General features: G+C 72.0%; 7 protein-coding genes and 1 pseudogene. 6 read left to right on the top strand and 2 right to left on the bottom strand.

Annotation, left to right across the window (positions count from 1 at the left end; all coding sequences use genetic code 11):
* Positions 1-30 precede the first annotated feature (30 nt).
* Positions 31-1,023 carry an aldo/keto reductase gene (locus tag ACZ407_RS25340; protein ID WP_468131991.1) on the bottom strand — a complete coding sequence of 331 codons (993 nt, stop codon included), beginning with the start codon at positions 1,021-1,023 and terminating at the stop codon, positions 31-33.
* Positions 1,024-1,109: 86 nt separating this feature from the next.
* Between ACZ407_RS25340 and ACZ407_RS25345 the strand changes: the two are divergent.
* From ACZ407_RS25345 to serA, 6 genes and pseudogenes are all read left to right on the top strand, one after another.
* Positions 1,110-2,049: pseudogene (locus ACZ407_RS25345) on the top strand (2-hydroxyacid dehydrogenase).
* Positions 2,050-2,318: 269 nt separating this feature from the next.
* Positions 2,319-5,180 (top strand): putative bifunctional diguanylate cyclase/phosphodiesterase, encoded by a 2,862-nt coding sequence (locus ACZ407_RS25350; protein ID WP_468131993.1) that lies wholly within the window; start codon positions 2,319-2,321, stop codon positions 5,178-5,180.
* A gap of 203 nt (positions 5,181-5,383) precedes the next feature.
* A complete protein-coding gene (locus tag ACZ407_RS25355) occupies positions 5,384-7,270 on the top strand; it encodes an acetolactate synthase large subunit (protein ID WP_468131995.1) in 1,887 nt (628 codons plus the stop codon).
* 29 nt (positions 7,271-7,299) lie between these two features.
* Positions 7,300-7,824 (top strand): acetolactate synthase small subunit, encoded by a 525-nt coding sequence (gene ilvN, locus ACZ407_RS25360; protein WP_226734790.1) that lies wholly within the window; start codon positions 7,300-7,302, stop codon positions 7,822-7,824.
* Positions 7,825-7,953: 129 nt separating this feature from the next.
* The gene (ilvC, locus tag ACZ407_RS25365; protein ID WP_468131998.1) at positions 7,954-8,955 is read left to right on the top strand and encodes a ketol-acid reductoisomerase; all 1,002 of its coding nucleotides are present in this window, start codon (positions 7,954-7,956) and stop codon (positions 8,953-8,955) included.
* 298 nt (positions 8,956-9,253) lie between these two features.
* Complete coding sequence (gene serA, locus ACZ407_RS25370) at positions 9,254-10,846, top strand: phosphoglycerate dehydrogenase (protein ID WP_468132000.1); 1,593 nt, start codon at positions 9,254-9,256, stop codon at positions 10,844-10,846.
* Between the two features lie 122 nt (positions 10,847-10,968).
* Here the strand turns inward: serA and ACZ407_RS25375 are convergent, their stop codons facing one another.
* On the bottom strand, positions 10,969-12,495 hold the full coding sequence (locus ACZ407_RS25375) for an MFS transporter (protein ID WP_468132002.1): 1,527 nt from the start codon (positions 12,493-12,495) through the stop codon (positions 10,969-10,971).
* Positions 12,496-12,500: the final 5 nt, after the last annotated feature.

Genomic DNA, 12,500 nt, shown 5'->3' on the forward strand with positions numbered 1-12,500 from the left:
ACCCGATCGAGTGGGTTTGCCGCCGGCCGCTCAGTCCCAGGAGCCCACCGCGGCCGGCAGTGCCGCTATCTCCGCCAGATCCTCGGCCGTCAGCAGCACCCCGGCCGCCCGGGCGTTCTCCGCCGCCCACCGGGCCCGCTTCGTCCCCGGCACGGGCACCACGTGCGGCCCCTGCGCCAGCACCCACGCCAGCGCCACCTGCGCCGCCGTGACCTGCGGCCCGTGCCGCAGCGCGATCCGCCGCAGCCCCGCCGGCAGCGACTGGTTGGCCGCCATCGCGTACGCCGTGAACCGCGGGTGCCGGGCCCGCACGTCCTCCGGTTCGAAGCCCTGTCCCGGCGTCAGCGTCCCCGGCAGGAAGCCGCTGCCCAGCGGCATGGCCGCCAGGAAGCCCACTCCGCGCGCCGCGCACCACGGCAGCAGCTCCCGCAGCGCCGCCGGCGACCACACCGAGAGCTCGGCCTGCACCGTGCTCACCGGGAACACCTGCTGCACCCGCTCCAGCTGCCCGAGCACCGCCTCGAACGGCCCCGCCCCGCGCCGGGCCCGCGCCCCCACCGCGCAGAACCCCAGCGCCCGCACCTTGCCCGCCGTCACCAGCTCCGCCATCGCCCCCCAGGTCTCCTCGACGGGGACCTCCGGATCCGGCCGGTGCAGCTGGTACAGGTCGATCACGTCGGTCTGGAGCCGCCGCAGCGAGGCGTCGCAGGCCCGGCGCACGTACCCGGGCCGCCCGTTCGTGACCACGTGCTGGTCGCCCACCCGGAGGCCGACCTTGGTGGACACGAAGGCCTCGGACCGCCGCTCCTTCAGCACCCGCCCGACCAGCAGCTCGTTGGTGAACGGCCCGTACATGTCCGCCGTGTCCAGCAGGCTCACCCCGAGGTCCAGGGCCGTGTGCACCGCGCGCACCGACTCCGCACCGCGCCGCTGGGAGGCGGCGTAGGCCCAGCTCATCGGCATGCAGCCGAGCCCGACGGCGCCGACCTCCAGGGCCGCCGCGCCGATAGTCCTGCGCTCCACCTGCTCGCACCCCTCCCTCTCCCGCTCCCCAAACTAACGGTCCCCGCCGCGGGCTTGATCATCGGCGGTTGCCATAGCCTCCTCGCATGACGAAAGACGTGTGGCTGCCGATAGCGGCCGACGAGATCGACGGCCTCCCCGAGGGCCTGCACTACCGGTTCTGGGACGGCGGCCCCGAGTTCCCCGCCGATCCGGCCGACTGCTCCTACTACGTGGTCCCGTACATGAAGGGACCCGAGGTCGCCACCCGCCCGCTGCCCGGCATGACCGGGGTCGAGGTCGTCCAGACCCTCTCGGCGGGCATCGACCACGTCCTGCCCGGCCTCGGCGCGCTGCGCCCGGGCGTACGGCTCTGCAACGCGCGCGGGGTCCACGAGGCCAAGCACCGCCGAGCTGACCCTCGCGCTCGTCCTCGCCTCGCTGCGCGGCTTCCCCGGCTTCGTCCGCGGGCAGGACCGCGAGGAGTGGCGGGACGGCTTCTACCCGGCCCTCGCCGACAAGTCCGTGCTGATCGTCGGCTACGGCTCCATCGGCGCGGCCATCGAGGACCGCCTCGCCCCCTTCGAGTGCGCCCGCATCGACCGCGTGGCCCGCACGGCCCGCACCGTCGCCCGCGGCCCGGTCCACGCCCTGGCCGACCTGCCCGCGCTGCTGCCCGAGGCCGACGTCGTGATCCTGTCCACGCCCCTCACCGAGCAGACCCGGGGCTTGGTGGACGCCGTCTTCCTCGGCCGCATGAAGGACGGGGCCCTGCTCGTGAACGTGGCCCGCGGCCCGGTCGTCGACACCAAGGCCCTGCTCGCCGAGCTGGAGTCGGGACGGCTGCGCGCCGCGCTCGACGTGACCGACCCGGAACCGCTGCCGGCCGGGCACCCGCTCTGGCATGCTCCGCATGTCCTGATCACACCGCATGTCGGCGGCAGCACCTCGGCGTTCATGCCCCGCGTCAAGCGTCTGCTGGCCCGCCAGCTGTCCCTCTTCGCAGCAGGAGAGCAGGTGCAGAACACCGTAATGATCACGGAATGAGTCCGGTTGTGCACGCTCCGGAGCAGATCGTGTGCACTCCGTGCCCATATGTTCCCGCTGGTCACGCAGCGTAGAGGTGCTATGTCCCTGAGTGACGAAACTGGTGTATCGTCCGGAACAAGGGGCTGCGCCGCGAACGTACGGCGCTGGGGAGTGATCGGACACTTTGGGGGGCGACGGGCGATGCACGGCCAATGGACCAAGATTCCGAGGCGGCGAGGCAGCCGCCGGCGGCGCCGCAGGGCGCCGATTTCAGCCAGGGAGCCCCGGTGAGCGCCCCCGGGGCGCTCCTGACCCGCCAGCCGGTCCCCGGCGGGCGGGGCCTCGGCGCCCAGCTCCTCCTCGCCGTGGTGTGCGGCGGGTACGCCGTGGGCGCCGCCCTCGGCTGGGGCTCGGAGCAAGTCGCCTACGTGATGGGCGACTTCGGGCTCAGCGCCGCGGGCCTGCTCGCCGCCGTCGCGTGCCACTCGTACGCGCGCTCCCATGCCGGCCGCGAGCGGCCCGCCTGGCTGCTCTTCGCCTTCTCCTCCCTCATGGGCGCCGGCGGCAACGCCATCTGGGGCTGGTACGAGGTCGTGCTCGGCCGGCAGGTGCCCGAACCCTCCCTCGCCGACTTCTTCTTCCTCTGCTTCGCGCCGCCCGCCATCGTCGGCCTCCTCGTCCTCGCCAAACGCCCGGTCTCCCGGGCCGGCTGGGTGTGCCTGGCCCTCGACTCCTGGCTGATCGGCGGCTCCCTGCTCACCCTGTCCTGGAGCCTCGCCCTCGCGCACACCGCCGAGTCCGTGGCCTCCGGCGGCTCCGGCACCGTGTCCCGGGCGGCCCTCTCGCTCGCCTACCCGCTGCTCGACATCGCCCTCGTCTCGATCGTCCTGGTGCTGCACTTCCGCCGCACCGCCGGCAACCGCTCCGCGGTGAACACCGCCGTGGCCGCCCTCGCCCTGACCGTGCTGAGCGACGCCCTCTTCACCTCCCCGCTGCTGCGCGCCAACTACCAGTCCGGCCAGCTCCTCGACGCCGGCTGGTTCGCCGGCTCGCTGCTCCTCGCGTACGCCCCCTGGGGAGCCCGCAGGATGTACGGGCCGGAGGGCCCCGTCCGGCCCCCGGCCCCGCGCCCGCACGGCCGCCCCCTCACCGGATCGCTGCCCGCCCTCACCCCGTACCTGGCGGCCGCCGTCTGCACCCTCGGGATCCTCTACAACGTGCTCGACGGGCGCCGGGTGGACCGGGTCGTCGTCTTCACCGGCTGCACCGTGATCCTCGCCCTCGTGGTCCGCCAGGGCATCATGCTCCTGGACAACATGGCCCTCACCGCGGAGCTGGCCCAGAAGGAGAACCACTTCCGCTCCCTGGTCCAGGGCTCCAGCGACGTGATCATGATCGCCGCCCCGAACGGCGTGCTCCGCTACGTCAGCCCCGCCGCCGCCGGGGTCTACGGGCGCGAGGCCGAGGAACTCGTGGGCACCGAGCTGGCCGCCCTCATCCACCCCGACGACCTCGGCCGGGTGGTCCACGAGGTGCGCCGCTTCCTCGCCGCGCCGCCCGCCGAGGAGCCCACCACCCGCATCGAGTGCCGCTTCGAGTCCGGCACCGGCGAGTGGCTCAACGTCGAGTCCACCGTCAACCGCCACCAGGGCGGGCTGATCCTCAACAGCCGGGACGTCACCGAGCGCGTCCGGCTCCAGGCCCAGCTCCAGCACAGCGCCGAGCACGACCCCCTCACCGACCTGCCCAACCGGGCCCTGTTCACCCGCCGGGTCCGCCAGGCGCTGGGCGGCCGCCGGGCCGGGGACCACGGCAGCGCCGTGCTCTTCATCGACCTCGACGGCTTCAAGGCCGTCAACGACACCATCGGCCACCAGGGCGGGGACGAGCTGCTGGTGGAGGCCGCCCGGCGGCTCCAGGAGGCCGTACGGGCCGGGGACACCGCCGCCCGGCTCGGCGGGGACGAGTTCGCCGCCCTCATCCTCGGCGACGCCGGCCGAGACCGCTCCGCCCGCGAGCACCAGGCCCGCGAGATCGCCGAACGGCTCCGCATCACCCTCTCCCGGCCCTACCGCATCGCGGACAGCGAGGTCCGGGTGGCGGCCAGCATCGGCGTGGCCTTCGCGGACCCCGGCATCACCCCCTCGGACCTGATGCGCAACGCCGACCTCGCGATGTACCGGGCCAAGGCGGGCGGCAAGGACCGGGTGGAGCTGTACGTCCCCCAGATGCAGTCCGAGACCGCCCGCATGGCCGAGACGGCCGGCCGGCTGCGCACCGCGGTCCACGAGGGCGAGTTCACCCTGCTCCACCAGCCCGTCGTGGCCCTGGCCACCGGCACCGTGACGGCCGTGGCCGCCCAGGCCCGCTGGCGCTCAGCCCAGGGCATCCTGTTCACCCCGGCCGAGCTCCTGAGGGTCGCCGAGGGCCCGGACGCAGCCGCCGGCCGCGGGCTCCCGGCCGGCGACACCTCCCGGATCGACGGGCTGGGCCGCCGACTGCTGGAGGAGGCCGTGGTGCAGGCGGCCGAGCGGCGCCGGGCCGGACACGGCATCCCGGTGGCCGTGCGCATCTCCGCGCACCGGCTGCTGGACCAGGCCGCCCAGGACTCCGTGGAGGCCCTCCTCGCCCGGCACGGGCTCCCCTCGGGCTCCCTGGTCGTCGAGCTCGCCGTCAGCGACCCCCGGGTGCCCTTCGACGAGCTGGAGCGCCGTCTGGCGGCGCTGCGGAGGCTCGGGGTCCGGATCGCCCTGGACGGCTTCGGGAGCGGCTACGCGGCCATCAGCGCCCTCCGCAGGCTGCCCGTGGACCTCTTGAAGATCGACCGAGGACTGGTCGAAGGGGTCGTGGAATCGGCCAGACTCCACAAGATCACGGCCGGGTTGTTGCGCATCGCAAATGACCTGGGCATGCAATCCGTGGCCGAGGGCGTGGACCTGCCGGAGCAGGTGATGGCCTTGCGCGCCATGGGGTGCACCCACGGCCAGGGCATGGCGTTTTCCGGCCCTCTGGACGAGTACCGGCTGCGCCGCGCGCTCGTCCGCGGTACGTTCCCAGTACCTGGAGGAAACGCCATGGCGGTTCTGGCAGGCGGTTCACTGGGGGGCCGTAGGGGCTCAAATAATGAGACGTCCATCCCACCCACTTGACACCGGCCTCCCGCCAGAGGGAGGGTCAGTGCCATGCGCACCCGAATTCTCGTACTTGGAAAGCGCGTCGGCTGAAGCTGGGCCAGTCATGTCCCCGCTGATCGAACCCGACGCGCTCCCCTCGCTTGCCTGCCGGCACGAGGGGTTTTTTGTTGCACTGGCAAAACCGAAACCTCGCTAAAACCCTCAGCTTCGAGAAGAGAATGCCGATGACCGAGCAGGCCACCGGGGCCCACCATCCGCAGCCGCGGGCCCGTACCGGAGGACAGCAGACCGCTGCGACCGAGCGCGTCACGGGTGCGCAGTCCCTCATCCGTTCTCTCGAAGAGGTGGGGTGCGACACCGTCTTCGGCATCCCGGGCGGGGCCATCCTCCCGGCCTACGACCCGATGATGGACTCGACGAAGGTCCGTCACATCCTGGTCCGCCACGAGCAGGGGGCCGGCCACGCCGCCACCGGCTACGCACAGGCCACCGGCAAGGTCGGCGTCTGCATGGCCACCTCCGGCCCGGGCGCCACCAACCTCGTCACCCCGATCGCCGACGCGCACATGGACTCCGTCCCGCTCGTCGCGATCACCGGCCAGGTCTCCTCCAAGGCGATCGGCACCGACGCCTTCCAGGAGGCGGACATCGTCGGCATCACGATGCCGATCACCAAGCACAACTTCCTGGTCACCAAGGCCGAGGACATCCCGCGGACGATCGCCGAGGCCTTCCACATCGCCTCCACCGGCCGCCCCGGCCCGGTCCTGGTCGACATCGCCAAGGACGCCCTCCAGGCCCAGACCACCTTCACCTGGCCGCCGGCCCAGGACCTCCCGGGCTACCGGCCGGTCACCAAGCCGCACGCCAAGCAGATCCGCGAGGCCGCGAAGCTCATCGTCCAGGCCAAGCGCCCGGTCCTGTACGTCGGCGGCGGGGTCATGAAGTCCGGCGCCACCGCCGAGCTGAAGGTCCTGGCCGAGCTGACCGGCGCCCCGGTCACCACCACCCTGATGGCTCTGGGCTCCTTCCCCGACAGCCACCCGCAGCACGTCGGCATGCCGGGCATGCACGGCGCGGTCACGGCCGTCACCGCCCTCCAGAAGGCCGATCTGCTGATCGCCCTGGGGACCCGCTTCGACGACCGCGTCACCGGCAAGCTCGACAGCTTCGCCCCCTTCGCCAAGGTCATCCACGCGGACATCGACCCGGCCGAGATCGGCAAGAACCGCGCCGTGGACGTCCCGATCGTCGGCGACGCCCGCGAGGTCATCGCCGACCTGGTCCAGGCCGTCCAGGCCGAGCACAACGAGGGCCACACCGGCGACTACACCGCCTGGTGGGCCGACCTCAACCGCTGGCGCGACACCTACCCGCTGGGCTACGACCTGCCCGAGGACGGGATGCTCTCGCCGCAGCAGGTCATCGAGCGGATCGGGCAGCTCGCCCCGGCGCACACCATCTACGCGGCGGGCGTCGGCCAGCACCAGATGTGGGCCTCGCACTTCGTCAACTACGAAGAGCCCCGCACCTGGCTGAACTCCGGCGGCGCCGGAACCATGGGCTACGCGGTCCCCGCCGCCATGGGCGCCAAGGTCGGACAGCCGGACCGGACGGTCTGGGCGATCGACGGCGACGGCTGCTTCCAGATGACCAATCAGGAACTCGTCACCTGCGCCCTGAACAACATCCCGATCAAGGTCGCGATCATCAACAACGGTGCGCTGGGCATGGTCCGCCAGTGGCAGACCCTGTTCTACAACCAGCGGTACTCCAACACCGTTCTGCACGCGGACGAGACCGGCCACGGCACCGTCGGCTCCCAGCTCGGCGAGTCCACCGCCCCCCGCCAGGGCACCCGCGTCCCGGACTTCGTCAAGCTGTCCGAGGCCATGGGCTGCGTCGCCCTGCGCTGCGAGGACCCGGCCGACCTGGACAAGGTCATCGCCGAGGCCAACGCCATCAACGACCGCCCGGTCGTCATCGACTTCATCGTCCACGAGGACGCCATGGTGTGGCCGATGGTCGCCGCCGGCACCTCCAACGACGAGGTCATGGCCGCCCGCGGGGTCCGCCCCGACTTCGGCGACAACGAAGACGACTGAGCGCAGAGCGCAGAGAGAGACCGACTCACATGTCCAAGCACACGCTCTCCGTCCTGGTCGAGAACACGCCCGGCATCCTGGCCCGGATCGCCGCCCTGTTCTCCCGCCGCGGGTTCAACATCGACTCCCTCGCGGTCGGCGTCACCGAGCACCCCGACATCTCGCGCATCACCATCGTCGTGAACGTCGAGGACCTGCCTCTGGAGCAGGTGACCAAGCAGCTCAACAAGCTGGTCAACGTGCTCAAGATCGTCGAACTGGAGCCGGCCTCCGCCATCCAGCGCGAACTCGTCCTCGTGAAGGTCCGCGCCGACAACGAGACCCGCTCGCAGATCGTCGAGATCGTCAAGCTGTTCCGCGCCAAGACGGTGGACGTCTCCCCGGAGGCCGTCACCATCGAGGCCACCGGCGGCGCCGACAAGCTGGAGGCCATGCTCAAGATGCTGGAGCCGTTCGGCATCAAGGAGCTCGTCCAGTCCGGCACGATCGCCATAGGGCGCGGCGGACGGTCCATCACGGACCGCAGCCTGCGGGCGCTCGACCGCAGCGCCTGACCGGTCGCCGGCTCCGGCGTGCCCTGCACACCGGACCGGCCGGCCGCTCGTATACCGAGACCGCAAGACTTCCCTTCCGTCCCCCGCCGTACGGTGGGAGCAACACCAGCGCACCAAGGAGATATCCCAGTGGCCGAGCTGTTCTATGAGAACGACGCCGACCTGTCCATCATCCAGGGCCGCAAGGTCGCGGTCATCGGCTACGGCAGCCAGGGCCACGCCCACGCCCTGTCGCTCCGCGACTCCGGCGTCGACGTCGTCGTCGGCCTGAAGGAGGGCTCCAAGTCCAAGGCCAAGGCCGAGGAGCAGGGCCTGAAGGTCCTCCCGGTCGCCGAGGCCGCCGCGTGGGCCGACCTCATCATGATCCTCACCCCGGACCCGATCCAGGCCGAGGTCTACGAGGAGTCCATCAAGGACAACCTGAAGGAGGGCGACGCGCTCTTCTTCGGCCACGGCTTCAACGTCCGCTACGGCTTCATCCAGCCGCCGGCGAACGTGGACGTCGCCCTGGTCGCCCCGAAGGGCCCGGGCCACCTGGTCCGCCGCCAGTACGAGGAGGGCCGCGGCGTTCCGTGCATCGCCGCCGTCGAGCAGGACGCCACGGGCAACGCCTTCGCCCTGGCCCTGTCGTACGCGGCCGGCATCGGCGGCACCCGCGCCGGCGTCATCAAGACCACCTTCACCGAGGAGACCGAGACCGACCTGTTCGGTGAGCAGGCCGTCCTCTGCGGTGGCGCCTCCGCGCTGGTCAAGGCCGGTTTCGAGGTCCTGACCGAGGCCGGCTACCAGCCGGAGATCGCCTACTTCGAGTGCCTGCACGAGCTGAAGCTCATCGTCGACCTCATGTACGAGGGCGGCCTGGAGAAGATGCGCTGGTCGGTCTCCGAGACCGCCGAGTGGGGCGACTACATCACCGGCCCGCGCGTCATCACCGACGCCACCAAGGCCGAGATGAAGAAGGTCCTCGCGGAGATCCAGAACGGCGAGTTCGCCAACACCTGGATGGCCGAGTACAAGGCCGGTCTGCCCAAGTACAACGAGTACAAGAAGGCCGACGAGGAGCACCTGCTCGAGACCACCGGCAAGAAGCTGCGCAAGCTGATGAGCTGGGTCGACAGCGAGGAGAACTAGTCTCCGGCGCGGGGGGGGGGGGAGGGGGCTCCCCCCCCCCCCCCCCCCCCCCACCCCCCCCTCCCCCCCCCCCCCCCCCCCCCCCCCCCCCACGTCCGGCGGCCCCCCGGTTGTCCACCCCGGCCAACCCCGGAAGGGTGATCCTTCCGGACAGGCGGAAAACCGCCCCCACCGCGCCACTACACTGCTCAACACATACGCGTCAGGCCCACAGTGTCGTGCGTCTTCCACGCGGCTACCCCCTCCACCGCCTGCGGCCGTCGGGACGGCCGTCCGCACTGGAATCGTGAGGACCCACGTGAGCTCGAAACCTGTCGTACTCATCGCCGAAGAGCTGTCGCCTGCCACCGTCGAGGCGCTCGGCCCGGACTTCGAGATCCGCCACTGCAACGGAGCCGACCGCGCGGAGCTGCTGCCCGCCATCGCCGACGTGGACGCGATCCTGGTCCGCTCGGCCACCAAGGTGGACGCCGAGGCCATCGCCCTCGCCAAGAAGCTCAAGGTCGTCGCCCGCGCCGGCGTGGGCCTGGACAACGTGGACGTCTCCGCCGCCACCAAGGCCGGCGTGATGGTCGTCAACGCACCGACCTCCAACATCGTGACCGCCGCCGAGCTGGCCTGCGGCCTCCTCGTCGCCACCGCCCGCAACATCCCGCAGGCCAACACCGCCCTGAAGAACGGCGAGTGGAAGCGGAACAAGTACACGGGCGTCGAGCTGAGCGAGAAGACCCTCGGCGTGGTCGGCCTCGGCCGCATCGGCGTCCTGGTCGCCCAGCGGATGTCCGCCTTCGGCATGAAGATCGTCGCGTACGACCCCTACGTGCAGCCCGCGCGCGCCGCCCAGATGGGCGTCAAGATGCTCTCGCTGGACGAGCTGCTGGAGGTCGCCGACTTCATCACGGTGCACCTGCCCAAGACCCCGGAGACCCTCGGCCTCATCGGCGAAGAGGCCCTGCACAAGGTCAAGCCGTCCGTCCGCATCGTCAACGCCGCCCGCGGCGGGATCGTGGACGAGGCCGCGCTGTACTCCGCGCTCAAGGAGGGCCGCGTCGCCGGCGCCGGTCTCGACGTGTACGCGAAGGAGCCCTGCACGGACTCCCCGCTGTTCGAGCTCGACCAGGTCGTCTGCACCCCGCACCTCGGCGCCTCCACCGACGAGGCCCAGGAGAAGGCCGGCATCGCCGTCGCCAAGTCGGTGCGCCTCGCGCTCGCCGGCGAGCTGGTGCCGGACGCGGTCAACGTCCAGGGCGGTGTGATCGCCGAGGACGTCCGCCCGGGCCTGCCGCTCGCCGAGAAGCTCGGCCGGATCTTCACCGCCCTCGCGGGCGAGGTCGCGGTCCGGCTCGACGTGGAGGTCTGCGGCGAGATCACCCAGCACGACGTCAAGGTGCTGGAACTCTCCGCGCTCAAGGGGGTGTTCGAGGACGTCGTCGACGAGACGGTCTCCTACGTCAACGCCCCGCTGTTCGCCCAGGAGCGCGGGGTCGAGGTGCGCCTGACCACCAGCTCGGAGTCCCCTGACCACCGCAACGTGGTGACCGTGCGCGGCACCCTCTCGGACGGTCAGGAGGTCGCGGTCTCCGGCACCCTGGCCGGCCCCAAGCACCTCCAGAAGATCGTCGGCATCGGCGAGTACGACGTGGACCTGTCGCTGGCCGACCACATGGTCGTGCTCCGCTACACCGACCGCCCGGGCGTGGTCGGCACCGTCGGCCGGATCCTCGGCGAGGCCGGTCTGAACATCGCCGGCATGCAGGTGGCGCGGGCGGAGGAGCACGGCGAGGCGCTGGCCGTCCTCACCGTGGACGACACCGTCCCGCAGTCCGTGCTCACCGAGATCTCGGTCGAGATCGGCGCCACCTCGGCCCGTTCGGTGAACCTGGCCGGCTGATCCGGCCGTTGTGACGTGGGCGGAAGGGCCCGGGGACCACTCCCCGGGCCCTTCCGCTTTCGTGCGCCCCGTCTCACCGCCCCCGTCTCACCGCCCCTCCGCACCACCTTCTCTTACGTCGTTCAGCAGACGGGGTCGGCCTGCCGGGGGAGTCGCCGCCCGGCCGGAGCCGGGCTCCGGCGGAGCAGGGCCGCGGTCGCGACGGCCGCCGCCAGGAGCAGTGCGGTGGCCCCCAGGGCCGCGTACTGCATGCCGTGGACGAAGGCCTCCCTGGCCAGGCCGAGGACCTGCTCGCCTGCCGGGCCGCCGATCCGGGTCGCGGTGGCCGCCGCGCCGCCGAGGGTCTCGCGGACCGCGGGCTCGGCGCCGGCGAGGTCGGAGCGGTAGACGGCGGTGCCGAGGCTGCCCAGCAGGGCCATGCCCAGGGCCCCGCCGAACTCCTGGCCGGTCTCCAGCAGGGAGGCGGCCGAACCCGCCTTCTCGGCGGGGGCGGAGGACAGGGCCATGTCCGAGACCAGGGACATCACGGTGACCATCCCCGAGGCGAGCACGGCGCAGCCGGTCAGCAGCAGCCACAGGGAGTCGGTGTCCACGAGGCCGATCAGGGCGAACCCGGCCGCGGCGGTCGCGAAGCCGCCGGCGATGACGGGGCCGCGGCCGAACTTCTGGCCGAGGGCGGCCGCGGCCGGGGCGGCGGCGCCCACCGCGAGCGAGGGGGCCAGGCTCCACAGCGCGGCCTCCAGGGTGCCCATGCCGAGCACGGACTGCAGGTACTGGGTGGAGAAGTAGGCCGAGCCCATTATGGCGAAGGCGGCCAGGGTGTTCAGGCCGATGCCCGCACCGAAGCGGCGGTCGCGGAACAGCGTCCGGCTGATCATCGCGTCCTCGCGGCTGCGCTGGCGGCGGACGAAGACGTACCCGAAGGCGAGGCCGGCCGGCAGGCAGGCGAGGCGGGGGAGGGTGAAGCCCTCGGCGGCGATCTCCTTGAGCCCGTAGACGACGGGGAGCACGGCGGCCGCGGACAGCGGCACGCCGAGCAGGTCGAAGCGGCCGGGCGCCGGGTCCTTGAACTCGGGGACCAGTACGGGGACCAGGACCAGCAGCAGCACCATCGCGGGGACGTTCACCAGGAAGACGGAACCCCACCAGAAGTGCTCGAGCAGCAGTCCGCTGAAGACCGAGCCGAGGGCGATGCCGCCCGCCATGGCGCCGGACCAGACGGCGATGGCCCGGGTGCGCTGGGCGTCGTCCCGGAACAGGTTGCGGACGAGGGCCAGTGTGGACGGCATCAGGGTGGCCCCGCCGATCCCGAGCAGGGCGCGGGCCGCGATCAGCATCTCGGCGCTCTGGGCGTAGGCGGCGCCGACGGAGGCGAGTCCGAAGGCGGCGGCGCCGGCCAGCAGGAGCCGGCGGCGGCCGATCCGGTCGCCGAGCGAGCCCATCGTGATCAGCAGGCCGGCGAGGGCGAAGGCGTAGCTGTCGAAGATCCACAGCTGCTGCGCGGCGCTCGGGTCGAGCTCCCGGGTGATGGCCGGGATGGCGAAGTACAGGACGGAGACGTCCATCGAGACCAGGAGGAGGGGCAGCAGGAGGACGGTGAAGGCGGTCCATTCCCGGCGGCCGGCGCGAGGCGCTGCGGAGTTCGTCATGGGCG

This window comes from Streptomyces sp. NPDC030809 (assembly GCF_055572195.1).

Bases quoted from the DNA above. Each gene is read 5' to 3' on its own strand.
- ACZ407_RS25355 (WP_468131995.1), top strand. From the start codon at position 5,384: ATGCCGATGACCGAGCAGGCCACCGGGGCCCACCATCCGCAGCCGCGG.
- ilvN (WP_226734790.1), top strand. From the start codon at position 7,300: ATGTCCAAGCACACGCTCTCCGTCCTGGTCGAGAACACGCCCGGCATC.
- ACZ407_RS25375 (WP_468132002.1), bottom strand. From the start codon at position 12,495: ATGACGAACTCCGCAGCGCCTCGCGCCGGCCGCCGGGAATGGACCGCC.